Source organism: Bradyrhizobium sp. P5_C12 (assembly GCF_054049735.1).
In genome coordinates this window covers 98822-123038 of the sequence record NZ_JBFULU010000023.1, presented here as the reverse complement: position 1 = coordinate 123038, position 24217 = coordinate 98822, and the positions used below count along the sequence as shown (strand labels likewise).

21 protein-coding genes are annotated in these 24217 nt (G+C 65.5%); 10 read left to right on the top strand and 11 right to left on the bottom strand.

The window, feature by feature from the left end; translation table 11 throughout:
- Nucleotides 1-247: 247 nt before the first annotated feature.
- Together ACXJMY_RS21460 and ACXJMY_RS21455 are read left to right on the top strand one after the other, a co-directional pair.
- Nucleotides 248-3076 carry a PAS domain S-box protein gene (locus ACXJMY_RS21460; RefSeq protein ID WP_456621338.1) on the top strand — a complete coding sequence of 943 codons (2829 nt, stop codon included), beginning with the start codon at nucleotides 248-250 and terminating at the stop codon, nucleotides 3074-3076.
- Nucleotides 3077-3138: 62 nt separating this feature from the next.
- Nucleotides 3139-4140 (top strand): P1 family peptidase, encoded by a 1002-nt coding sequence (locus ACXJMY_RS21455; protein WP_456621337.1) that lies wholly within the window; start codon nucleotides 3139-3141, stop codon nucleotides 4138-4140.
- Nucleotides 4141-4285: 145 nt separating this feature from the next.
- Here the strand turns inward: ACXJMY_RS21455 and ACXJMY_RS21450 are convergent, their stop codons facing one another.
- Nucleotides 4286-5083: an EF-hand domain-containing protein gene (locus ACXJMY_RS21450; protein WP_456621336.1), complete on the bottom strand. Its 798-nt coding sequence runs from the start codon at nucleotides 5081-5083 to the stop codon at nucleotides 4286-4288.
- Nucleotides 5084-5337: 254 nt separating this feature from the next.
- On the opposite strand from ACXJMY_RS21450, the gene rpe reads away from it, so the two are divergent.
- Both rpe and ACXJMY_RS21440 read left to right on the top strand, forming a co-directional pair.
- Nucleotides 5338-6039: a ribulose-phosphate 3-epimerase gene (gene rpe, locus ACXJMY_RS21445; protein ID WP_456621335.1), complete on the top strand. Its 702-nt coding sequence runs from the start codon at nucleotides 5338-5340 to the stop codon at nucleotides 6037-6039.
- Nucleotides 6040-6088: 49 nt separating this feature from the next.
- Nucleotides 6089-6688: a hypothetical protein gene (locus tag ACXJMY_RS21440; RefSeq protein WP_456621334.1), complete on the top strand. Its 600-nt coding sequence runs from the start codon at nucleotides 6089-6091 to the stop codon at nucleotides 6686-6688.
- A gap of 182 nt (nucleotides 6689-6870) precedes the next feature.
- On the opposite strand, the gene ACXJMY_RS21435 is transcribed toward ACXJMY_RS21440, so the two are convergent.
- The gene (locus tag ACXJMY_RS21435) at nucleotides 6871-7077 is read right to left on the bottom strand and encodes a hypothetical protein (protein ID WP_456621333.1); all 207 of its coding nucleotides are present in this window, start codon (nucleotides 7075-7077) and stop codon (nucleotides 6871-6873) included.
- A 51-nt stretch (nucleotides 7078-7128) separates the two neighbouring features.
- On the opposite strand from ACXJMY_RS21435, the gene ACXJMY_RS21430 reads away from it, so the two are divergent.
- A complete protein-coding gene (locus tag ACXJMY_RS21430) occupies nucleotides 7129-7320 on the top strand; it encodes a hypothetical protein (protein WP_456621332.1) in 192 nt (63 codons plus the stop codon).
- A gap of 6 nt (nucleotides 7321-7326) precedes the next feature.
- Here the strand turns inward: ACXJMY_RS21430 and ACXJMY_RS21425 are convergent, their stop codons facing one another.
- The 5 genes from ACXJMY_RS21425 to ACXJMY_RS21405 form a co-directional block, all read right to left on the bottom strand.
- Entirely contained in the window at nucleotides 7327-8766 is a 1440-nt protein-coding gene (locus ACXJMY_RS21425; protein WP_456621331.1) for a serine/threonine protein kinase, read from the bottom strand.
- Nucleotides 8767-8772: 6 nt separating this feature from the next.
- A complete protein-coding gene (locus tag ACXJMY_RS21420; RefSeq protein WP_456621330.1) occupies nucleotides 8773-9513 on the bottom strand; it encodes a metallophosphoesterase family protein in 741 nt (246 codons plus the stop codon).
- Nucleotides 9514-9630: 117 nt separating this feature from the next.
- Nucleotides 9631-10236, bottom strand: coding sequence for a hypothetical protein (locus tag ACXJMY_RS21415; protein WP_456621329.1), 606 nt, complete (start codon nucleotides 10234-10236; stop codon nucleotides 9631-9633).
- Entirely contained in the window at nucleotides 10229-10900 is a 672-nt protein-coding gene (locus tag ACXJMY_RS21410) for a hypothetical protein (protein ID WP_456621328.1), read from the bottom strand. Before ACXJMY_RS21410 ends, ACXJMY_RS21415 begins: the two co-directional genes overlap by 8 nt.
- Entirely contained in the window at nucleotides 10897-11667 is a 771-nt protein-coding gene (locus tag ACXJMY_RS21405; RefSeq protein WP_456621327.1) for a MotA/TolQ/ExbB proton channel family protein, read from the bottom strand. Before ACXJMY_RS21405 ends, ACXJMY_RS21410 begins: the two co-directional genes overlap by 4 nt.
- Before the next feature lie 184 nt (nucleotides 11668-11851).
- On the opposite strand from ACXJMY_RS21405, the gene ACXJMY_RS21400 reads away from it, so the two are divergent.
- The 3 genes from ACXJMY_RS21400 to ACXJMY_RS21390 all read left to right on the top strand — a co-directional run bounded on the left by ACXJMY_RS21400 (nucleotide 11852) and on the right by ACXJMY_RS21390 (nucleotide 14290).
- The gene (locus tag ACXJMY_RS21400; protein ID WP_456621326.1) at nucleotides 11852-13222 is read left to right on the top strand and encodes a sensor histidine kinase; all 1371 of its coding nucleotides are present in this window, start codon (nucleotides 11852-11854) and stop codon (nucleotides 13220-13222) included.
- Between the two features lie 7 nt (nucleotides 13223-13229).
- Nucleotides 13230-13883, top strand: a complete 654-nt coding sequence (locus ACXJMY_RS21395; RefSeq protein WP_456621325.1) for a response regulator — start codon at nucleotides 13230-13232, stop codon at nucleotides 13881-13883.
- Nucleotides 13884-13990: 107 nt separating this feature from the next.
- Entirely contained in the window at nucleotides 13991-14290 is a 300-nt protein-coding gene (locus ACXJMY_RS21390) for a hypothetical protein (RefSeq protein ID WP_456621324.1), read from the top strand.
- A gap of 15 nt (nucleotides 14291-14305) precedes the next feature.
- On the opposite strand, the gene ACXJMY_RS21385 is transcribed toward ACXJMY_RS21390, so the two are convergent.
- Nucleotides 14306-14893 (bottom strand): TetR family transcriptional regulator, encoded by a 588-nt coding sequence (locus ACXJMY_RS21385; RefSeq protein ID WP_456621323.1) that lies wholly within the window; start codon nucleotides 14891-14893, stop codon nucleotides 14306-14308.
- Between the two features lie 592 nt (nucleotides 14894-15485).
- Here ACXJMY_RS21385 and purB point away from each other — a divergent pair.
- Nucleotides 15486-16793, top strand: a complete 1308-nt coding sequence (purB, locus tag ACXJMY_RS21380; RefSeq protein ID WP_456621322.1) for an adenylosuccinate lyase — start codon at nucleotides 15486-15488, stop codon at nucleotides 16791-16793.
- Nucleotides 16794-16921: 128 nt separating this feature from the next.
- Nucleotides 16922-18091: a M20 aminoacylase family protein gene (locus ACXJMY_RS21375; RefSeq protein ID WP_456621321.1), complete on the top strand. Its 1170-nt coding sequence runs from the start codon at nucleotides 16922-16924 to the stop codon at nucleotides 18089-18091.
- A 220-nt stretch (nucleotides 18092-18311) separates the two neighbouring features.
- Here ACXJMY_RS21375 and ACXJMY_RS21370 read toward each other — a convergent pair whose 3' ends face one another.
- From ACXJMY_RS21370 to ACXJMY_RS21360, 3 genes are all read right to left on the bottom strand, one after another.
- Entirely contained in the window at nucleotides 18312-20186 is a 1875-nt protein-coding gene (locus ACXJMY_RS21370; RefSeq protein ID WP_456621320.1) for a caspase family protein, read from the bottom strand.
- The gene (locus ACXJMY_RS21365; protein WP_456621319.1) at nucleotides 20186-22003 is read right to left on the bottom strand and encodes a caspase family protein; all 1818 of its coding nucleotides are present in this window, start codon (nucleotides 22001-22003) and stop codon (nucleotides 20186-20188) included. The genes ACXJMY_RS21370 and ACXJMY_RS21365 overlap by 1 nt, the downstream gene beginning before the upstream one ends.
- Before the next feature lie 254 nt (nucleotides 22004-22257).
- Nucleotides 22258-24108 carry an ATP-binding protein gene (locus tag ACXJMY_RS21360; protein WP_456621318.1) on the bottom strand — a complete coding sequence of 617 codons (1851 nt, stop codon included), beginning with the start codon at nucleotides 24106-24108 and terminating at the stop codon, nucleotides 22258-22260.
- Between the last annotated feature and the right edge of the window lie 109 nt (nucleotides 24109-24217).

Here is a 24217-nt window from a genome sequence, read left to right as displayed (position 1 = left end):
TGATGAGAACGCAGGGCATTGGGAACAACTCCYGGATATCGAGATCAAAATCGCATGATTCAGACCTGGAACCCGCCGCATCGGAAGGGCATTATGACACCGCCCAGTAAAGCGCATCTTACCCGGTCCCTACTCCGTATTCCCGCCCAAATTAAGTAAGCTGTAACCTTCGGTTGAGTCGCGGCCGCAACGACTCAGGATGCGCGCCCAGAACCCGCTATTGTGGAGCGAGGCTGCAGGGGTCCGAATGACATCGACGGCAAAAGCCAAAACCGATCTGCGAGAGGTGGACGTGCCTACAACGATCGAGCGAGGCACGTTCCTTTCGACGCTGCCGGCGACCCGGGGCGACCGCACCGCAGCATTGGCGATCGTCGGTGTCTCCGCCATCATTTTCGCGGTCGCGGTTCCCTTCGCAGGTATCCCGCTGCTGCCTGTGCCGGCCTTCGTCGCGAGCTATCAATCCGCCCTCGCTGTCTGCGACGTCATCACCGCAGTCCTGTTGTTCTCGCAATTTGCGGTGTTGCAGACCCGCGCACTGCTGTGGCTTTCGAGCGGCTATCTGTTCACAGCGATAGCCGCCGTGGTCCACGCGCTCAGCTTTCCCGGCCTTCTCGCGCCGAATGGGCTGTTTGGCTCAGGCCCGCAGACAACCGCCTGGCTCTATATGATCTGGCACGGCGGCTTTCCGATGTTCGTGCTGGCCTATGTTTGGTGGAAGGGAGCGAACGGAGGGGTCGAAACCTCGGGTCCGGCGCGAAACGCGATCATCGGCAGCTTGCTCGGTGTCGGCGTAGCAGTGACGGCCCTCACCTGGATCGTGACCGCCCGGCACGATCTGCTTCCGGCCCTGTTGAAGGAAGGCGGCGGCTTCACGACGGCGCAGGTGGGCGTGATTTCGTTCGTGTGGTCTTTGAGCTTTGCCGCCCTGATCGGTCTGTGGTTCAGGCGGCCGCATGCGGTGCTCGACGTCTGGCTCATGGCGGCGATGTGCGCCTGGCTGTTCGATATCGCCCTGTCGGGGATCTTCAATTCTGCCCGCTTCGATCTCGGCTTCTACGCCGGCCGCCTCTACGGCCTCTGCGCCGCATTGCTTGTGCTGGCGGTGCTGCTGATCGAAAACGTCCGTCTCCAGGCGAAGACGGTGGGCCTCGTCGGCAGATTGCGCGAGCAATCGGCCTCGGATCGCGACTTCTATGGCAAGCGCCTCGCCCTGTACGGCGCCGTCGTCGAGTCCGCCAACGACGCCATCATCACCAAGTCCCTCGACGGCATCATCACCGGCTGGAACAAGGCCGCCGAACATCTGTTCGGCTATTCCGCCGCGGAGGCCATCGGCAAGCCGATCGACATCATCGTGCCGCAGGATCGGAAGGCGGAAGTCAGGGGGATCCTCAACCGGGTCAGCGGCAACGAGTCGATCGCGCAGCACGAGACGGTTCGGCTCCGAAGGGACGGCCGCGCACTCGACGTCGTCCTCAATATTTCGCCGCTGAGATCGGCCGGCGGAGAGATCATCGGGGCTTCCAAGATCGTCCACGACATCACCGAGCAGAAGCGCGCCAGCGAGGTGCTTCGCCAGGAGACCGAGGAGCGCCAGCGCATCTTCGAGACCTCGCAGGACCTGATCCTGGTCACCGACGGCTTCGGCAAATTCATCCAGGTCAGCCCGAGCGTGAAGGACATCCTCGGCTTCAGCCCGGAGGACCTGATCGGCCACAGCGCGACCGAGTTCATCCATCCCGACGACCTCGAGAAGACGCGGAGCGAGATGCGCGCGGCGCGCCGCGGCCAGATCAAGCGCAGCTTCGAGGCACGCTACTACCACTACGACGGTCACGAGGTCTCGCTGAACTGGATGGGCACCTGGTCGGACCCCGTCAAGCGCCATTTCTTCATCGGCCGCGACCTGACCGACAAGCAGGCCGCCGAGGCCCAGCTCCGTCAGGTCCAGAAGATGGATGCGATCGGCCAGCTGACCGGCGGCGTCGCCCACGACTTCAACAACGTGCTGACCGTCATCACCGGCACGATCGGCATCCTCGGGGACGCCGTCGCCGACCGGCCCGAGCTCGCCGCCATCACCAAGCTGATCGACGATGCCGCCGAACGCGGCGCGCAGCTGACCAAGCATCTGCTCGCCTTCGCCCGCAAGCAGCCGCTCCAGCCGCGCGAGATCGACGTCAATGCGCTGGTGCTGGAGGCCGCCAAGCTCCTGCATCCGACGCTCGGCGAGCAGATCACGATCATGCCGCAGCTCACCGAGGACGCCTGGCCGACGCTGATCGACCCGAGCCAGCTCTCCACTGCGGTCCTCAATCTGGCGCTCAACGCGCGCGACGCCATGCCCGACGGCGGCACGCTGGTGCTGGAGACCCGCAACGTCTTCCTCGACGACGGCTATGCCAGCATGAATGCCGACGTCTCTCCCGGCAATTACGTGATGATCGCGGTCAGCGACACCGGCTCCGGCATCCCGCCGGAGCTGCTCGACCGGGTATTCGACCCCTTCTTCACCACCAAGGAGGTCGGCAAGGGTACGGGCCTTGGGCTCAGCATGGTGTTCGGCTTCGTCAAGCAGTCCGGCGGCCACATCAAGATCTACAGCGAGGAAGGCCACGGCACGAGCGTGAAGATCTACCTGCCGCGCTCGAGCGGCGTGCAGGAGACCGAGTACGAGGCACTCCAGAATGTGCCCATCACCGGCGGCGACGAGAAGATCCTCATCGTCGAGGACGACGCGCTGGTGCGGCAGTATGTCATGACCCAGATCAAGAGCCTCGGCTATACCGCGCTCGAAGCCGCCAACGCGGCCGAAGCCCTCGTCATCATCGATGCCGACAACGGCATCGACCTGCTCTTCACCGACATCATCATGCCCGGCGCCATGAACGGCCGCCAGCTCGCCGACGAGGCGGCACGGCGGCGCCCGGATCTGAAGACGCTGTTCACCTCGGGCTACACGGAGAACGCCATCGTCCATCACGGCCGGCTCGACTCCGGCGTGCTGCTCCTGGCGAAGCCCTACCGCAAGTCCGAGCTCGCCAAGATGCTGAGGACGGCGCTCGCCAGTTGAGCGCGGCGCATGCGTGCGCTATCGCTTCAGCCCAATCGCCTGGAGCGCATGGAGTGCCGTCGTTGAAAAACCTTCTCACCGATATCGCCGGCGTCCGCGTCGGCCACGCCGAGGATGCCAAACTCGCCTCCGGTACGACCGCGATCATCTTCGACTCCCCCGCAGTCGCGGCGATCGACGTCCGCGGCGGCGGCCCCGGCACGCGCGAGGACGCACTGCTCGATCTTGCCAACACGGTCGAGCGCGTCGACGCGATCGCGCTGTCGGGCGGCTCCGCCTTTGGCCTCGATACCGGCGGCGGCGTGCAAGCCTGGCTTGCCGAGCAGGGCCGTGGTCATCGGGTTCGCGAAGCGCTGATCCCAATCGTGCCGGGCGCGATCCTGTTCGATCTCCTCAATGGCGGCGACAAGGCCTGGGGACGCTTTTCGCCCTATCGCGACCTCGGCTACGCCGCGGCCGCGGCCGCCGCCGGCACAGACTTCGCGATCGGCAGCGTCGGCGCAGGCCTTGGTGCCACCACCGCAACATTCAAGGGCGGCCTCGGCTCGGCCTCGGCGGTGACGCCTGATGGCGTGAAGGTCGCGGCGATCGTCGCCGTCAACGCGGTCGGCAGCGTCACGGTCGGCAACGGGCCGTGGTTCTGGGCGGCGCCGTTCGAGGTGGACGGCGAATTCGGCGGACGCGGCCTGCCTGACAAGTTCACCGACGACATGCTCCGCATGCGCATCAAGGGCGGTCCCGCCGCGAGTGCGCGCGAAAACACCACCATCGGCGTCGTCGTCACCGACGCGGTGCTGACCAAACCACAGGCCAAGCGTCTCGCGATGATCGCGCACACCGGCTTTGCCCGCGCCATCTATCCGGTGCATGCACCGACCGACGGCGACGTGCTGTTCGCCGCTGCAACCTGCGAAAAGCCGATCGAGCCGCTGGTCGGGCTCACCGAACTCGGCACCGTCGCCGCCAATGTGGTCGCGCGCGCAATCGCACGGGGCGTGTACACCGCGACGGCGTTGCCGTTCCCCGGCGCGCTGCCGGCGTGGAAGGACCGGTTCGGCGCGTAGCACGAACGCCCCTCTCTCCACGCGTCACGCGTCGTCGCCCGGCGAAGACCGGCGATCCAGTATTCCAGAGACGGTAGTGATTGAACCGAGAAGCCGCGGCGTACTGGATGCCCCGGTCAAGCCGGGGCATGACAGCGAGTGGGCGTCACACGCTCATCGACATGGACGAACCGGCAGTCGCTGATGCGCCTTGCCCTTGCCGCTGCATCAACTGCGCGAACAGATCGTAGGCCGAATTACGGGAAGAGCTGGAGGCGCCCGGGACCGTCGTCGACATCTTGAAGCCGTCGGCATAGGTGACGGTGGTGGTGGTCGAGCCGTCGGCACCGGTCGTCGTGGTCGAGGTCGAGCCGCCGCTCTGCGACGAGGAATCCGAGCTGCTGCCGGACGCGTCGCCTGCGCCCTGGGCGTGGTGGTGGCCGCCATGGCCGCTCTTCAGCGCCTTCGACATCTCGTCGAGGCTGACGCTGTCGTCGGAATTCGCATCGAGCTTGGAGAACACGTCGTCGGCCTGTGCCAGGTTGGTGCCGCCGGCGCCCAGCGCGTCCTCGAATTCCGACTTGGTGATCTTGCCGTCGCCGTCGGCATCGATTTGCGAGAACAGGTGCTTGAGGGCGTCCTCGCGACTCGTGGATGTTGATGCCGAGGCAGACGTCGAGCTCGACGAGGTCGAGGTGGTCGCGCTGCCGGTGCCGTCCGAGGACTGGCTTTGCGCGGCGAACAACGCGTTCATCGTCTCCGGCGATATCTGCGGATATTTGCCTGCATTGACCGACGAGGTCGCGCCGCTGCTCGTGCTGTTGCTGCCGCTGTCGATCGCGAACGGATTGGTCGGCGCGCTTTGCGACGATCCCGTCTTGTGGGTCGAGGACGACGATTTCGAATTCGTCAGCGACTGGATCGCGTCGAGCGCAGTCGAGACGGCGCCAAGGGCAAACAACATTGCACAACTCCAACCGATGCGGGCATGCCGCGGTCAATGTTCCGGCAAGGAAGTCAGCAAGCGTCGTGCCAGCGCGAAAAGCTCAATGAATTCCGCTTCCAGCGCACCCCGCGCGGTCCGGCAATATCGGCAATTCGTGCCGCAGACGGCAGAAATTTCCGCCCACAGGCAGCCCGCCTGTCCTGCATTGCCCGCCACGGAGGCCCATGTTAGGCGAGGCCATTCCTCTTTCGGCCGCCACGGGAAACAGCGCCATGACCCAAGCCTTCACCCCCCGCCCCCTGGCAATCGCCCCCTCGATCCTGGCCTCGGATTTCTCCAGGCTCGGCGAAGAGGTGCGCGCGGTGGACGCGGCCGGTGCCGACTGGATCCATCTCGACGTGATGGACGGGCACTTCGTCCCGAACATTTCCTATGGCCCCGACGTCATCAAGGCGATGCGCCCGCACACCAAGAAGATCTTCGACGCGCATCTGATGATCTCGCCCTGCGACCCCTATCTCGAGGCCTTCGCCAAGGCCGGCTGCGACCACATCACGGTGCATGCGGAGGCCGGTCCCCATCTGCACCGCTCGCTCCAGGCGATCCGCGCGCTCGGCAAGAAGGCCGGCGTCTCGCTCAATCCGGGCACGCCGATCAGCGTGCTCGAATACGTCATCGACCTCGTCGACCTCGTGCTGGTGATGTCGGTCAATCCCGGCTTCGGCGGCCAGGCCTTCATCCCCTCCGCGATCGGCAAGATCCGCGACATCCGCGCGATGACGGCGGGACGTCCGATCGACATCGAGGTCGACGGCGGCGTCGGCCCCGACGTCGCGGGCGCGCTGGCCGCAGCCGGCGCCAATGCCTTCGTCGCCGGCACCTCCGTGTTCAAGGGCGGCACGCAGGAGGCTTACAAGACCAACATCGCGGCGATCCGCAACGCGGCGGCAACGGCGCGCGGCGAGGCCATCTGACGGCTCTTCGCGGTCCGAACCGGCCTTGCGGCCGCGGCGACCAATGAGAATGGATGAAGTCCGCGCCACTCCGTTTTCCGCAGGCCTGCGGCGTCTGCTTGTCGAGGTCCTGCAAGACGGGGAGCAGGTGGTCTGGCAGGGCCAGCCCGACGGCGTCGCCCGCATGATGATGTGGCGATTTCTCTGGTGGATCGGATTCCCCTGGCTGTTGCTGACCGTCATCGCCATCAGAAACGACTGGATCGGACAGGCGACCCAACCTCTCGTGATGCTCGGAGTTGCGATGGTTGCGGCCCCGCTGGTGATGCTGTTGCAGGACCTGCAGACGCTCTATCTGATCACCGATCGCCGCGCGCTGATCCTGCGAACGGCCTGGGGCAGACGGACGGTGAGCCAGACGCCGTTCCAGGCGATGGACGCGGACATTGAGATCCTCGACATCGGCGGTGGCGCCGGTCACCTCAACTTCGCGTCGGGGCGATCGACCCGTTCGCCCGATACCGACTACACCGGCTGCTACGGGTTTCGCTGTGTTCGAGACGCTCCGCGCGTCCGGGATCTCCTCGAAGGCGCGCGCGCGGGCAAGATGCGGCGGCCGCACACGCAAAAGGCTGCGGTTCTTACGGGTGTTGCGGCGCGCGATGCCTAAAATTGCAACCTGAATCCGTACTCATCCGGGCTTCCCTGATTCGCGCAAATCACCACAAGTGATTCCTGCCTGCTTTTGACGGGAGCACATCATGACGACGACCCTGGTTTGGACTGGCGTGGCGTTGTGGCTTGGTTTCAGTGCATTTGTCGTGTTTGGCCCATCAGCCGGACCGGCGAAGGTCACGGCACGATCTGCCCGCTTCCCTCACTCTCGATTTCGCCGGGGCTGATGCCATGCAGGTCGCGATCGTGAAACGTCAGCCGAAGCGCAGGTGCCGTATCCCGCGCCGCCCGCATCCGAACCTCGACTATTTCTTCGGCCGCCTCGAGCACGCCGATGGCGCGCCGGGCGACGATGCCGGGCTCGACAATTCGGACCTGGACCATCCGCTCCGCTCGCCTCGCCGGCACTGAGAATTCCTCTTTCCGGAACGCCCCATGAAGCCGCATTGCCCGAACTGCCTGAAGGAAATGACCAAGGCAACCGCGTCGCGTAACCTCTTCAATTGCGAGCCCTGCCGCGAGATCATCCAGTTCTTCGGCGGCCATGCGGAGCACGGCGAGCAAGGGCCGCGGTTCGCCTGGCCGATCCGCCGCAAGCGCGACGGCCACACCGCCCACGCGGCCTGATCCTTCCTAGCCCCACACCACGCCGACGCCTGCCCTCGCCGCATCCGCAGCCATCCGCGGCGGTCGCACCACGGTGACGGTGCAGATCGCCTCTGCGGCCACCTTGGCCGAGACGCTGCCGAGCCAGGTACGCCTGAACGAATTTTGCCGCGCCCCGATGATGAGATGGTCGACCGAGTTCATCTCGGCGAATTCCAGCAGCGCCGTGGCGGGATCGACCGCCTCCAGCACGTGAACCGATAGCCGGCTCTCCTCGAGCTTCAGCGGCGTAGCCCAATGCCGGAGCGCCACCAGGCGGTCGATGTGCTTGTTGGAACCCTGCTCGTCCAACGTCTTGTCAATGGCGATGCGGTTGAGCTTGAGGACATTGACGCAGGCAAGCCGCGCCGAAGGTAACGTGGCCAGAATGCGCTCGGTGGTGATGCGCAGCGCCTCGTTCAGCTCCGGCGCGCCTTCGGCGGTATCGAGCGCGACCGCGACGATCGGGCTCGAGGCGATCTGCTCGGCGACGTCCGACTTCGCGCGCGGCGCCATGACGCCCTGATTGAAGCGCCGCCGCCAGGCGACGCTGAGCGGATCGCGCTTGATCCGCTCCGAGCGGGCGGTGAGCCTGACCTGGTCCGGATGGGTGAGGTCGAAAGCCAGCTGTGACGCGGTCGGATAGCGCCACACCGGCTCGATCTCCAGGCAGCGCAGCACCACTTCCTGGAGCCAGGGCGGATAGTCGGCGCGCAAGCCGCGCGGTGGATGCGGGTCGCGCCACAGCCTGCGCCGCATCGCGCGCAGCGTCTCGCCTTCGCCGAACGGCCGCTCGCCGGTGGTGAAGAAATAGAGCAGCACGCCCAGCGAAAACAGATCGCTGCGCGGATCGTCGCGCACGCCCAACAGCCGTTCCGGCGCCATGTAGGGCGCGGTGCCGTAAGGCAGCCGGAACTCCTCCTGCAAGAGATCAGGCAGATGATTGTGGTGCGACAGACCGTAGTCGATCAGCACCGCCTCGCCGCTGCCGCGGAACATGATGCTGCTCGGCTTGATGTCGTGATGGATCACGTTCTGCCGGTGCAGATCGGCAAGCGCCGTCGCGATCTTCGCAACCAGCTGCCGCGCCTCCTCGTAAGGCAGCGGCAGGTCGGGCAGCCGCTTGTAGAGCGTGGTCCCTGGAATGCGCTCGATCGCGACATAGGCCTGATGCGCGAAATCGCCGGTGCCGAAACAGGCCGGCACGTGCGGTCCCGCGAGCCGGGGCAGGATCATCATCTCCATCTCGAAGGAGACGATCGCGGCCGGGTCTTCGCCCTCCGACACCCGCGGGATCTTCATCAGCAGCGGCACGTCGATGTCGGGATGGGTGACGCTCCACAGCGTCGCCATGCCGCCGGCATGGACGCATTCGCCGATGGTGTAGCCGTCGATCTCCGCGCCGGGCTTGACCAGGGGTTTCGGCATCGGCCTCTAGCGTCCCTGCGACAGCCGGTCGGCGAGCCAATGCGGCAGGCCGTTCTCGCGGATGCGGCTCGCGGCCGTCTCGATGTCGTAGGGCGCGCGGCAATAGGTGATCTCGCACGACACCGTGTCGAACAGCACGAAGGATGCGGACGGATCGCCGTCGCGCGGCTGGCCGACCGAGCCGAGCACGGCCAGCCATTGCCGCCCGCGCAGGAGTTGCACGGGAACGTCGGTCTTCGGCACGAAACTCGTCATCTTCGCCGTCACCGACATCGAGTACAGCGCCGGGCGGTGGATGTGGCCGCAGAAGGTGACATGGGCGGGCGTCGAGATCAGGCTCTTGGCCGCGTCGGCGGTGGCACGGACATAGTGCCAGCGGGTCGGCTGTGATGCTTCGGAGTGGACGTAAAGGCGCTCCTTCTCGTCCACGACCATCGGCAGTTCGGCCAGGAAGCGTCGCTGCGCCACGTCGAGCCGCCCACGGGTCCATTCGATCGCGATCTGGGCTTCGGCATTCATCGTCTCGGTCGTGGTGTTGACCGCTTCGTCATGGTTGCCGCGAACGGCGACGGCGCCCTCCTCGACCAACCTCATCGCTGTCTCCACGACCCATTCCGGATCGGCGCCATAGCCGACAAAGTCGCCGAGCAGGACGAATCGCTCCGCGCCCTTCGCGCGGGCCACCTTCAGGCATGCCTCGAACGCCTGCCGGTTGCCGTGGATATCCGAGAAGACAGCTAGGAGCACGCACCCTCCACCCTCAGGTTCTTATCGAAAGCCGATAAGGCCAAATTGAGGGAGGTCAACAACATGCGCCAGCGCGGCGCGGTTTTCCAGCGCGCCTCTGCCGCGATGGTGAAGGGCCTATTGCTCGTCCTTTGGCGGCATCCGGGGCGGCGGCAGCGGCGTGAACACGGCGCCTTGCGCGCCGGCCGGCGGCGCATTGAACTCTCCGGTCGAGGAGTCGCCGCCGCTGGTCTCCAGGATGGTCTTGGGCGTCACATATTCCCGGACCATGTCGATCAGGCTGCCGTCGCCACCGCCGAAATCGGCGGCGCGGCCGCCTTGCAGATGCCCGGCCGCGATCTCGTTCTGCGCCGCGTGGGTCTTGTCGGCCAGCCGGTCGTCGTAGGGCACGCGAAAGGCCCGGGGGATGCCGCTTGGGCGATTGTCCTCGTCGAGCTGCTCGACCCAGAGATAGATCGAGCCGGGATCGCCCTCCAGCGAATGCGGCTCGACGATACGGGCCTGGAGCAGCTTGAAGGAGGTCGGCAGCCGGTCGGCGCTGGCCCAGCCCAGCAGCCCGCGCATTTCCGTGAAGCTGACCACATAGAAGGCGCTGGTCACGACCACCGCGATCGCCTTCAACGACCAGTGCAGGCGTGCATAGACCAGCACGACCAGCAACAGCGCGCCGATGACGGCGTAGGCGATCGACAGCGTCAGGATGACCGTCTGCAGATTACTCACGGCGCACCCTCACCCGAGTCCTCGGGTCGATGTCGGCGCCGTTGCGCCAGCTGTTGCGGAACGTCTCCAGCAGCGATTTCGGCCGCTGGTCCACGTTGACGACCTTTCCTTCGCCATCGAGCCGGAACCGCACCGCGGTCTTCTCGTCGCCGGTGTGGTCGAGCGTGAACTTGTTGTCGAAGACCACCTGCGCGGTCGGATTGAGCTTCTGTACCTTCACATTGGCCGTGACAGGCTCGCCGGTCGTCGCCACGAAATGCGAGACGTTGACGGTGTATTCGCCGGCGACGATGCCGCGTACGGTGACGATCTCCTCGCGGATCGGCGAGGCGATCTTCTTGCCGTTGACAATGATGAAGTCGTTGGCCCCGCCCCGGTCGTCGCGGTCGAGCGTGAGGAAGCCGGCTTCGCGGTGGCGGTACCAGGCGATGTTGCCGGCGGGGTCCTGCACGAACAGGTCGAGATCGTCGGGGTGATTATCCGGCCAGTCCAGCGTGATCATGAACTCCGCCTTGGAGTCGATCTTGCCGTCCTTGGCATCCGGGGAGACGGCAAGCAGCGCGAGGAAGAACAGGAAGGCGATCACCTGGAGCGCCTTGAACAGCATCACGCCGAGCGGATCGAACGGCTCCTCGCGCGGATAGAGACCGAAATCATCCATCATGACGGGATTCCGGCGCCCTTGCGCTCCAGCACCGGCGTCACATAGGTCTCGGTCAGCACCACCGCATCCGAGAACACGCGCTGGGTTGCGGCATCCAGCATGTAGTATTGAATGCGGACCAGGATCGAGCCGACGAGGCCCGCAAGCGTGGTGTACATCGCGACCGCCATGCCGTCGCTCATCAGCCCCATCGACGACCGCATCGCGACCTTGTCGGCGGCATCGAGCCCCGCGATCGGCGCCAGCATGATGATGAAGCCGACGATGGTGCCGAGCAGTCCGAGCTTCATCAGCGTGTCCGAGACGAAGGCACCGAAGCCGTTGGACCCGCGCAGCCGGTCGGCGAGCGTCCGCAGCAGGAGCGTCTGGTCGACCGGCCGGTAATCCTGCGCCGTGGCCTTGGTCACCAGGCTCTCGATGTGATCGCGCACCAGCCCGCGCGGCAATGCCGTCGCGCTCGCATCGAGCGCCTTGCTGCCGTCGGCCGCCGAAAGCACCGCACGGCAGCGCCGCGCCGCGGCGCCTTCACGAGCGATCGCCCGCGTCCGCAGGAAGCAATGACCGCAGGTGACGACATAGAGCACCGCGATCACGCTGGAAATGTAGGTCCGGTCCGAGGTCAGCATCAGGTGGATCAGGCCGAAGCGCCACAGCAGGACGAGGGCAAAGACCGAAAGCCCGGTGAAGATCATCCAGAACAGCAGCGCGCTGCGCTCGGACGGGTCGGCAGCAGTGCCCGCGATCGGCCCAATCGTGATCGAACTCATGCTGCGCTGCTCCCGGCCTGTGACGATTCCCCGCAGATTAGATCAAAGCCGCCGTGCCCGGTCCAAAGAGCCATGCCCAATCCGGCATGGGAAATTTGCCCGAGCCGCGATCCGGCCATTCCCCGCAATTGGCAAGGCGCGGCGGCGTTGTTAGTCTGACCTTACCAAACTTTGGGGTGATCGCATGCGCCTTGTGCTTCAGCTTATCGCCCGCTTGCTTCTCATCGTCGCGCTCTGCCTTGGAGCCGCCACGGTGTGGGCCACGTTCGACGCCTATCGCAGCGTCGATCGGGCGACTGCGGCCTCCGCGCAGCGGGTCGCGCAGGCGCTTCAGGCGCTGTATTGGCGCGAGCTCTTGTTGCGCAGCAGCAGAACGCGCGAGCATCTCCTGCCGGTGCCGGACTGGCGTACGCTGGAGACGATGAAGCTGATCTCGCCCGGCGTCTGCGTCGAGTTCCAGCCCGCGGCGGTTTTCGAAAAGCCGCTCTGCGGCCAGAGCGAGGGGCTAGGCAAAGCGCCGCCGCGCTGGTTTGCCGCCATCGTGCCGACCTTCCTCGGCAGCCACGCCGAGGTCGTTAGGCCGGTCAGCCCGCGCGCCGCCGCCGCCGGCACGGTGGTTGCGACACCCGATGCCGCGGCGGCCATCTCGCTCGCCTGGGAATACATCCTCAACGTGATCGACGTTGCCCTTTTGATGGCCGCGGCAATCGCGCTGCTCGCCTCGCTGGCGATCGCGCACACGCTGGCGCCGGCGCGCGCGATCGTCACCGCCTTGCAGCGCATGGCGCGCGGCCAGTATCGGACCCCGCTGCCGCGCTTCCGCTCGATGGAACTTGCGATGATCGGCAACGCCGTCGACGCGCTCGGCGGCCGGCTGGAAGAAGCCACGGAACAGCGCGCGGCGCTGACGCGGCGCCTGCTCGAGATACGCGACGACGAGCGGCGCGCGCTCGCCCGCGAGCTGCACGACGAGTTCGGGCAGAATCTGTCGGCCATCCTCGCCTTCGCCAACACGATCGAGATGGTGGGCGCGAAGGAAAACAGCGGCGACGGCATCACGCAGGACGCGCGCATGATCTCGCAGGCCACGCATCAGCTGATGGCGTCGCTGCGCGACGCGCTGAAACGCCTGCGCAATCCCCTGCCCGAGGAGCTCGGGTTGGAGGCGAGCCTCGTCAATCTCGTCGACAGCTGGCGCTCGCAGAGCACCACGCAGCCGACGATCCAGCTCGACCTCAGGGGCGACCTCACCGACATCAGCGGCGCCGCCGCCACCACCGCCTATCGCGTCGCGCAGGAATGCCTGACCAATGCGCTGCGCCACGGCGCGGCGCGCGAGATCTCGTTGCGCGTCGAGCGGAACCCGGGCGAGGACGATGCGCTTCTGATCCGCGTCGAGGACGATGGCGGCGGCGATGCGGCACGCGTCGCGCAGTCGGCCGGCTTCGGTCTGACCGGCATCCGCGAGCGCCTGGCCGCGGCCGGCGGGTCGCTGTCGATCCAGCCCGCCAATCGCGGGCTGAGCGTCGCCGCCATGATCCCGCTCGCCGCGTGAGGCCGCGATGAGCGAGGCTGCGGTGAAGGGAATTTCAGTGCTGCTGGTCGACGACCACCCGATCGTCCGCCAAGGCTATCGTCGCGTGCTGGAGAGCCAGGGCGATCTGCATGTCGTGGCGGAAGCCGACAACGCCGCGGACGCCTACAGCGCCTTCAAGGCGCATGATCCCGACGTCATCGTGATGGACATCTCGATGCCCGGCGCGAGCGGGCTGGAGGCGATCCGCAACATTCGCGCGCGCAGTCCGCGGGCACGCATTCTCGTCTTCACCATGCACAACGAGGCCGTGCTGGTGAAAGCCGCCTTCAATGCCGGTGCCAGCGGCTTCGTCACCAAGAGCAGCGAGCCCTCCGCCGTCGTCAACGCGATCCGTGCCGTCGCGCGCGGCGAACGCGCCATGAGCGACGACATCGCGCATATCCTGGCCGAGGAAAGCCTGTCGCCGGCCGGCTCGGCGCTGGATCAGCTGGGCGAACGCGAGATCGAGATTTTGCGGCAATTCGCCAGCGGCGCCACGACCGAGCGGATCGCCGCGCAGCTCAATCTCAGTGTGAAGACGGTGCAGAACTATCACTATCTGATCAAGACCAAGACCGGCGCGCGCACGGACGCGCAGCTCGTGCGGCTGGCGGCGGCTTGCGGGCTGACGAAGATCTAGCAGCAGGGCTGCCGGATTCCTCAAGCGACGTGTTGCTCTTGAATCTGCCGAGCGGGATGGAACGGAGGCCATCCAGCTCCGGTTAGTAGTAGATTGGAGGAATCGCAATGAGTAAGGCTCATCACAAGGCAGTCGACCATCCCCCGATCATCACCGTAGGCGAGCTCATCGACGAACTTTGCCGCTTGCCCGATACGGCCGTCGTCCACTTCCGCTGCCCCATGCTCGACCAGGAGCTGACATTCTACCGCCTTCGGAAGCGGTCAAAGGATGTCGTCGAAATCGCGGTCAATGCATATCCGGAGAGCCCGCCGGTCGTTCCATCAGCCAACGGCGCGCTTCACCCGCGCAGGCACACAACTGCCGCGCCCTCCGAGGACGCGCTTCTTCACAAGGCAAGAGGGTAAGTTAGGCGTCGCGGTCTACCCTGCCTTCAACCCGCGCAGCAGCAGCGCAAGCGTCGCATCGACGCGCGCCGGCAGATCGGCATCCTTCCACTCGTCGGCATGGGCCGGATGGTGGAAGCGCACCGTCGCATCGAAGATGGCGCGCGCGGTGACCTTCGCGTCGCTCACCTCGAACACGCCCTGCTTCACGCCGTCGGTCAGGATCGACGCGATCTGGTCGATCATGGTGTCCTTGTGGCACTTGACGGCAGCGCAAGCCTCCCGCGCCAGCGTCAGATAGGTCTCGAACATCTCGGGGTCGTCGAGCACGCGCGAACGCTTGGCGGCGAACAGCGTGCGCAGCCAGCGGTCGAGCCGCGCCGGCGCCGGCCCCTGCTCCCCGGCGATCGCCAGCAACGGCGCGTCGATGCGATCCAGCCAGCGTTTGGCGACGGCCTCGCGCAGCGAGGCCTTGCTCGGGAAATGGCGATAGACGCTGCCGTGGCTCACATCGAGCGCACGGGCGACGTCGACCACGGTGGCCTTGGCAAGCCCGTAGCGCCGCAGCACGTCCTCGGTGACTTCGAGGATCCGCTCCGGCGTCAAGATCACGGCTTCATTCATGCCAGCACCATGTTCCCGTTGAGGGCTCAGTTACCCGGCGATGGAGCTGCTTCCGAAGCGCCCGTGCCGGTCGTTTCGGAAAGCTCTCGCCTTAATGAGGCAGTTTTGCAGCCTGCGCCGCGATCTGGCGCGCCACCAGTAAATTGAGCCAATGCCCAATCGTCCCGGTCAAGTTGATGATTTCGGTCGTCATAGTCGTAAGTCTCCATTCGTCCACGGTCCCCTCTCTCAATTTCGTCCGTCGATCCGCATTTGTTTCGGACGTCGGGACTTCCGGGGGTAGCCGTGGGACGCCCAATCGGAGCGTGCGAGAACGGATATACACGTCACGCTGACAGATTTCAATATCTGTCAGTCAATGATCCGTGATTGACAGTTAATTTCTGTAGGCGCCCCTCCACCCCCWGGGGCGGCCAGCCCGTCGGCCGCCGTGTCCCGGGGTCCGATAATTTCCGGCCAGCCCGCTCAATCCCCCACTACCTTGCCCCCGACGTTTGTTTCGCCCTCCCCGCTCTGCTAAATCACGGCGTAAAAAGCAATTTGGCCGGCGCCGCCCCCTTGGGCCGCCCGCCCACCTTCCTGGAGCCGTCGCATGATCCCCCGCTATACCCGCCCGGAAATGGCCTCGATCTGGGAGCCGCAGACCCGGTTCAAGATCTGGTTCGAGATCGAGGCGCATGCGGCGGACGCGCTGGCCGAGCTTGGGACGATCCCGAAACAGGCCGCCAAGACGGTCTGGGACAAGGCCCGGAACGCCACCTTCGACGTCGCCCGCATCGACGAGATCGAGCGCGAGACCAAGCACGACGTCATCGCGTTCCTGACCCACCTCGCCGAGATCGTCGGCCCCGAAGCGCGCTTCGTGCACCAGGGCATGACCTCCTCCGACGTGCTCGACACCTGCCTCAACGTCCAGCTCACCCGCGCCGCCGACCTGCTGCTCGCCGACCTCGACAAGGTGCTGGCGGCGCTGAAGAAGCGCGCGTTCGAGCACAAGATGACGCCGACCATCGGCCGCAGCCATGGCATCCATGCCGAGCCGGTCACCTTCGGCCTCAAGCTCGCCTATGCCTACGCCGAATTCTCGCGCGCCAAGGAGCGCCTGATCGCGGCGCGGAAGGAAGTCGCGACCTGCGCCATCTCCGGCGCGGTCGGCACCTTCGCGCAGATCGATCCGCGCGTCGAAGAGCATGTCGCGAAGGCCATGGGCCTCGTGCCCGAGCCGATCTCGACCCAGGTGATCCCGCGTGACCGCCACGCGATGTATTTCTCGACCCTCGGCGTGATCGCCTCCTCGGTCGAGCGGATCGCGGTCGAGATCCGCCACATGCAGCGCACCGAGGTGCTGGAGGCCGAAGAGTTCTTCTCGGAAGGCCAGAAGGGCTCGTCCGCGATGCCGCACAAGCGCAACCCGGTGCTGTCGGAAAACCTCACCGGCCTCTCCCGCATGGTCCGCGCCTATGTGACGCCGGCGCTGGAAAACGTCGTGCTCTGGCACGAGCGCGACATCTCGCACTCCTCCGCCGAGCGCATGATGGGCCCCGATGCGACCGTGACGCTCGACTTCGCGCTGGTGCGCCTGGCCGGCCTGATCGACAAGCTCCTGGTGTACCCAGCCAACATGCAGAAGAATCTCGACCGCCTCGGCGGCCTCGTCCACTCCCAGCGCGTGCTGCTTGCGCTGACCCAGAAGGGCGCGAGCCGCGAGGACGCCTACAAGCTGGTGCAGCGCAACGCCATGCCGGTCTGGCGCGGCGAAGGCGACTTCCTTCAGCTCCTGAAGCAGGACGCCGAGGTGAAGAAATATCTCAGCGACGCCGAGATCGAGGAGCAGTTCGACCTCGGCTATCACCTCAAGCACGTCGACACGATCTTCAAGCGCGTGTTCGGGGAAAGCTGATTTTTGTCGTCATTCCGGGGCACGCGAAGCGTGAACCCGGAATCTCGCACGACGATCTCCAGATTCCGGGTTCGATGCTACGCATCGCCCCGGAATGACAAGAAAACCAAAGAAGAACGGATCCCCTCATGCCCATCGTCAACCGCATCGCCGCCCTGTCCGACGAAATGGCCGCCTGGCGCCATGACTTCCACGAGAACCCGGAGCTGCTCTACGAGGTCCACCGCACCGCCGGCATCGTCGCCGACAAATTGCGCGAGTTCGGCTGCGACGAGGTGGTGACGGGCATCGGCCGCACCGGCGTGGTCGGCGTGATCCGCGGCCGCAAGTCGGCCTCGGGCAAGACCATCGGCCTGCGTGCCGACATGGACGCACTGCCGATCATGGAAACTTCCGGCGTGCCTTATGCGTCAAAGGTCCCCGGCAAGATGCACGCCTGCGGCCATGACGGCCACACTGCGATGCTCTTGGGCGCGGCAAAATATCTCGCCGAGACGCGCAATTTCGACGGCACCGCCGTGATGATCTTCCAGCCGGCCGAAGAAGGCGGCGGTGGCGGCAAGGCGATGGTCGAGGACGGCCTGATGACGCGCTGGAACATCCAGGAGGTCTACGGCATGCACAACATGCCGGGCCTGCCGGAGGGCCATTTCGCAACGACGCCGGGCGCGATGCTCGCCTCCTCCGACAACATCCAGATCACCGTTCACGGCAAGGGCGGCCATGCCGGCGCCGGCCCGCACAAGGCGATCGACAGCGTGCTGATCGGCTCGCAGATCGTGGGCGCGCTGCAATCGATCGTCGCCCGCAACGTCGATCCGCTCAAATCCGCCGTCATCTCGATCACGCAATTCCACGCCGGCACGGCCTTCAACATCATCCCGGAGGTGGCCGAGCTCGCCGGCACCGTGCGCACGCTCGACCCCGAGGTGCGCGATCTGGTCGAGCGCCGCATCGGCGAAGTCGCCGACAGCGTCGCGCGCGCCTATGGCGGCTCGGCCGAGACCAAGTATACGCGCATGTATCCGGTGACAATGAACCACGCGCGCGAAGCCGGCGTTGCCGCCGGGGTCGCCCGCGACATCGTCGGCGCCGAGCGCGTCAACGAGAAGTTCATTCCGATGATGGGCGCCGAGGATTTTTCCTTCATGCTGGAAGCGCGCCCCGGCGCGATGATCCTGGTCGGCATGGGCGACGGCAACGAGTGCCATCACCCGTCCTATATCTTCAACGACAACATCCTCGGCCACGGCGCGTCATATTGGGTGCGCCTGATCGAGACGACGATGCCGGCGTAGGAGGTCTGTAGGGTGGATTAGCCGAAGGCGTAATCCACCTCTTTAATTTCTGCGGAGACAAACAGTGGTGGGTTACGCCTTCGGCTAACCCACCCTGCGATACTGCACGCATCCGCTGAGCTAACCCGTCTACGCGCTGTCGAACGCACAGGAGAGCCGAACGACATTCGAGCAACCCGTGAGAGTTCGACACGTTGCACAGAGCGCTAGCGATGCATGGCTAATTGCAGACTTCCGCTTGCGACATCCCGGAGCTACCCGGCCTTGGATCTCGCACAATCCGACACCCCTTGGCGACCGGCCTACATCCGGCACTCGTGCAGATTATCTGTCCTGAGGCTTGCGACTTTGGGGCAGCAGATTCCGCGTCCTTCCGGCCTTGGTCGCGCTTCTTCGAATCCTCGCGCGTCGCGACCGGCTTCTTTTCCTGAATCTTCTCGCACTCGTTGTCGTCGCCGACGCGATAGCCGGCGCGGCAGGTGATCTTCACGCATTGATCGCCGTCTGCCTTGAAGCCGAAATTGCACACCAGCGGGCAGACCCGTCCCGGCTTTGCCTTCAGTGCATCGAGCGCGTCGACGCTGGCGAGCTTCACGTCGAACTGGGTGCCGGCATATTTGTTGAAGAGTGTCAGCGAGCGCTGCGATGCGGCGTTCCAGTCGCCGTCAGCGGCGGCGGACAGGCAGCCGAGGCGGCGCAGTTCGCTCTGCACGGATTTCGCCAGATCGGCCGCCGGTGGCGCAGGAGCCGGCGCAGGCGACAGAGCCGCCACTTTCTGGTTCTCCACCTCAGGCATCTGTCGATCGGCGGCCGGCTTTGCGGCCGGCTCGGCCGCCGCCTTCTCCGCGGCCTGCTTGGCGGCGAGCTCGGCCCTGGCCCTCTCCGCCGCCTGCTTCTCGGCCAGCGCTTTCGCCGCTGCCGCCTCGGCCACCTTGCGCTGCTGCTCGGCCGCCTCGGCTCGCGCCTGCTCGATCTGCTTTTGCCTCTCCGCCGCGATCCGCGCCTCTTCGGCGGCCTTCGCCGCCGCGGCCGCCTTGTCCTGCTCGGCCTTCTGGGCGCGCTCGGCGATGAGCCTCGCCTTTTCCTGCTCGGCTGCCTTGGCTTTTTGTTCAGCCGACGCGCGCGTCTCTTCGGCGCCGATCTTGTTCAGCTGGCCCTTGGCCAGGTTCGCATAGAAACCTTCGGGATATTGCGCCAGGAACGCTTCCCAGCCGTCCCGCGTGCCGAGTTGGAGCGCAAGCTCATAGTCTCGCCTGAGCTCAGACTGCGGATTTGCCTGCGGACCGGTTGCGGCCGGCTTGGCAGGAACCAGCGGCACGTCATCGCCGCCCAGCGAGCCGTATACGAAGGGTTCCTGCTTGTTCGCGGTGCTCCTCAGCACGTCGTCACGCACGAAGCCGAACGCCTTGCGCAGGTCGAGTCCGGGCTTCGGGAGATGCTCGGTCAACGCTATCGCAAACGGGCTGTTGCGGGCATCGCCATCCGATGCCGTCGAGCCTGCCTTGGCCGCAAACGCGATCATCGTGTTCGGGCTGGTCGGCTCGACCTTGGCAAGACCGCGCCCGATCGCGCGCGAGGCCACCGTGCGCTTCATCGTCTTCGAGAAAGGGTTGTCGCGACACGCATCGAGGATGACGAGCCGAAGCTGTTTGGCGGGCTCGATGCTCACCAGCACGCGGTCGATCGGCAGCGCCTCGTCGTAGACGTCGGTGTCGGTCTCGAGCGCGGCATCGATCGGGATCAGGTAGTTGGTGCCGTCCACCTCGATGCCGTGGCCGGCATAGTAGACGATCGCAACATCGGCATCTCGGGTTCGCGCGCCGAACTCGCGCAACGCCTTGCGCATTTCGGGCGCGTTCAGGTCCTGCTTGACGTCGACCGCGTCAAAGCCGGCCTTCTTGAACATGCTGCCCATCAGGATCGCATCGTTCACGGGATTGCCGAGCTTCGGCGCGCTCTTATAGGCCGAATTGCCGATGACGAGCGCAACGCGCTTGTCGGCGAGAGCCGGGCTGCAGCCGAGGCAGCCCGCAACAACAAGAAAAACCAGAGCCCTAAGCCCGATGGCGCGATTTCGGAGGGCATGCCTGGCCATCAGTTGCAGACCTCACCGGTGATCTTGGCGCTGCCGTTTGCATTCGGGACCGGCCCGAGGTGACAACCCTTTCCGACTGGCCGGCAACCGGCGTTGTTGCAGATCATCTGTCCGGAGGCCTGTGACTTCGGCGCAGCAGATTCCGCTTCTTTCCGGCCTTGGTCGCGCTTCCGCGATTCCTCACGCGAGGCGACCGGCTTCTTCTCCTGGATCTTCTCGCACTCGTTGTCGTCACCGACGCGATAACCGGCGCGGCAGGTGATCTTGACGCATTGATCACCGTCGGCCTTGAAACCGAAATTGCAGACGAGCGGGCAGACCCGCCCCGGCCTTGCCTTCAGTGCATCGAGGGCGTCGACGCTCGCAAGCTTCGCGTCGAACTGGGTGCCGGCGTATTTGTTGAACAGTGCCAGCGAGCGCTGCGAGGCGGCGCTCCAGTCGCCGTCGGAAGTGGCGGACAGGCAGCCGACGCGGCGCAATTCGCTCTGCACGGATTTGGCCAGATCAGCTGCCGACAAATTGGATTCCGGCGGAGGCGAGAGGGCAGCCACTTTCTGGCTTCCGGCCTCGGGCATCTGCCGATCCGCTGTCGGCTTTGCAGCCGGCTCGGTCGCCGCCTTTTCCGCGGCCTGCCTCGCGGCGAGCTCGGCTTTGGCCTTCTCCGCCGCCTGCTTCTCGGCCAGCGCTTTCGCCGCGGCGGCTTCGGCCACCTTGCGCTGCTGCTCGGCCGCGTCCGCCCTCGCCTGTTCGATCTGCTTCTGCTTCTCGGCCGCGATGCGTGCCTCTTCGGCGGCCTTGGCGGCGGCTGCCGCCTTGTCCTGCTCGGCCTTCTGGGCGCGTTCGGCAATGAGCCTCGCCTTTTCCTGCTCGGCTGCCTTGGCCTTTTGTTCAGCCGACGCGCGCGTCTCTTCGGCTCCGATCTTGTTCAACTGGCCCTTGGCCAGATTGGCGTAGAAGCCGTCCGGATATGCCGCCAGGAAGGCTTCCCAACCGTCCCGCGTCGCGAGCTGGAGCGCGAGTTCATAATCCCTGCGAATGGCATCCTGTGGGTTGGCCTGCGGCCCGGTCGCGGCCGGCTTGACCGCAACCAGGGGCACGTCATCGCCGCCGAGCGAGCCGTAGACATAGGGCTCCTGCTTGTAGGCCGTGCTCTTGAGCACGTCGTCGCGCACGAAGCCGAAGGCCTTGCGCAAATCAAGTCCGGGCTTCGGCAGGTGCTCGACCAGCGCGATGGCGAACGGGCTGTTGCGGGAATCGCCGTCGGAGGCCGTCGAACCCGCCTTTGCCGCGAAGGCAATCATGGTGTTGGGGCTGGTCGGCTCGACCTTGGCCAAGCCGCGACCGACCGCGCGCGAAGCCAGTGTGCGTTTCATCGTCTTCGAAAACGGATTGTCGCGGCAGGCGTCCAGGATGATCAGGCGCAGCTGCTTGGCCGGCTCCACCGCGAACAGCGCGCGCTCGACCGGAATGGTCTCATCGAGAACGTCGCCGTCCGTCTCCAGCGTCGCGTCGGTCGGAATGAGATAGTTGGTTCCGTCGAGCTCGATGCCGTGGCCGGCGTAATAGATCACCGCCATCTCCGCATCGCGGGTCCTGCCGGCAAACTCGCGCAACATGCGCCGCATCTCGCTGGCACTGAGATCCAGCCTGACGTCGACGGAATCGAAGCCGGCCTTCTTGAACATGCCGCCGACCAGGGTGGCATCGTTCACGGGATTGCCGAGCTTCGGCGCGCTCTTGTAGGCGGAATTGCCGATGACGAGCGCGACCCGCCGGTCGGCATGTGCCGATCCGCAGCCAAGGCCAATGGCAAACATCAACAAAGCAAAAAGCCGAAACGGAATCACTTGCGTCCCCCCGGATGCAATTCCCTGAGACTATTCGGAGCATCACCGAATTGAAATACCCCTCTGTGATACGCCTCACACAAAGTCGCCAAAGCGGACACATGGCTAATGCGGCCAAGCGCCGCTCTCGATGAGACCGTGGGCTAAGCTGATCGGCTCGAGCCTACCTACGCGTGCACCGCCTCGTGCGCATCGCGAACGGCGCGAGTAGCTTGTGCACGTCATCATCGGGCCGCAGAGCGCAGACTCGCTGGCTCCGCGCTCAGCAGGCGAGACGCGGTCTCGTCCGGCGCGAGAGGCAGGGTGAACTGAAAGACGGCGCCCCGAGGTTCGTTTGCGCCGGCCCACATCCGTCCGCCATGCGCCTCGATGATCGAGCGGCAGATGGCGAGCCCCATACCCATGCCGGTGGGCTTGGTGGTGTAGAAGGCTTCGAACAGGCGCTCCACGTTCTTCGAGTCCAGGCCCGGACCGGAATCCCGCAAGGTGACGTGCACGCCGTTCGATGCGTCCCTGCCGGTGCTGATCAGCAACTCGCGTCCCCCCTCGCTGACCGCGCCCATCGCCTCGACCGCGTTGACGATCAGGTTGAGCATCACTTGCTGAAGCTGGACCCGATCTGCCTGAACCGGCGGCAAGCCCTCGGCAAATTGCGTTCGCACCGACACGCCGTTCTTGAACGCTTCGCTACGGGTCAGAGCGATGACGTCAAGCACCGCCTGGTTGATCTCCAGATTCTCCTTTTGCGGGGGCGCGTTCCTGATAAGCGCCCGGATCCGACTGATGATATCGCCGGCTCGCATGCCGTCATTGGTGATCCAGTCGAGCGTCTGTCGAACCCGCTCCAGATTTGGCGGTTGAGCCTCCAGCCAATTCACCCCGGCCTCGGCGTTCGCCACGATCGCGGCGACCGGCTGGTTGACTTCATGGGCAATCGAAGCGGTCAGTTGCCCCATCGTGGTGACGCGATTTGCGTGCGCGAGTTCCATCAGCGCTTCACGGTAGCGCCGCTCGTGTTCGCGGCCTTCGGCTTCCGCCCGCTTGAGAGCCGTCAGATCAAGGACAAAGCCGACGCCTCTATCGGTACCTTCTCCAAACATGGTCCCGCCGATCAGCACGGGCACACGGCTTCCATCCTTCCGCACATACTCCTTCTCGAATGGTTGGGCGGTCCCGACCCGCTTCAATTCCGCCACGGTATGCAAATCGCGGTCGCGCCATTCCGGCGGCGTGAGGTCGGTCCGATGCAGGCGCCCTGAGGTGAGATCTTCCCGGTCGTATCCCACGATGCGCAGGAATGCATCGTTGGCCTCGAGAATGCGCCCCTCGACTTCCCAGATGATGATGCCGATGATGTTGGCGTCGAACAGGCGCCTGATCTTGATATCCCGTGCGGCGAGATCACTCTGGAGCTGGATGTTCTCCTCGGTCGCCTTTCTCCGCCGTTTCGCTTCGAGCCGCGCGAGCGCCAGCGCCGCTCCGGCCAGCGCGACCACGAGGACAACGGCGCCGGCGATCAGCCAGGTCCAGCGTCGCTCGAATGCTTCGGCGCGCGCCTCCCGGCCGGCGAGCCGAAAGCGCTCGTGATCCACCATCTGGTCGATTTGCGAGCGGATCTCGTCCATGCTGCGGATCATTGCCAGCGCGGCCAGCCCGGACGTGCCGGCCGACTTCAGCAGCTCGTCGATCTCGCGCAGCGTCGCTGCAACGGTCAGTGCCAGATGTCCGGCCCGAAGGCCCTGCAACGGATCGTCCGCGACCAGCGTCTGCAGCGCCTGAGCCTCCCGTCGTACACTTTCGTCAGAGACGCCGTAGGCCTTGAGATAGGCGGGGTCGAGGGTCATCAGATACCCGCGCCTTTCGGTCTCCAGTTCCGCGACGATCGCCCGCAGCCGGTCGAGCGTTTCGAGTACCTGGCGGCTATGCTCGGTGAAGCGATGAGCTGCTTGCCGCTCTTGCCAATATTGCAGGCCGAGGAAGCCGGTCGCGGCAAACAGGGTCATAAGCACTGCGACCGCAAGGATCAGCGGACGAGCAAACCATCGCAGAGGCAGGGCCCGAACAGGAACGGACATTGGCCGTGGGTCTTCGATGCTCGTGTGACCGCGCGTGTTCTGGTGCCGACGCCAGAGCATGATAGGACAATAGCACGGATAGGGAGGTCGGGAACCCGACATTCATCGG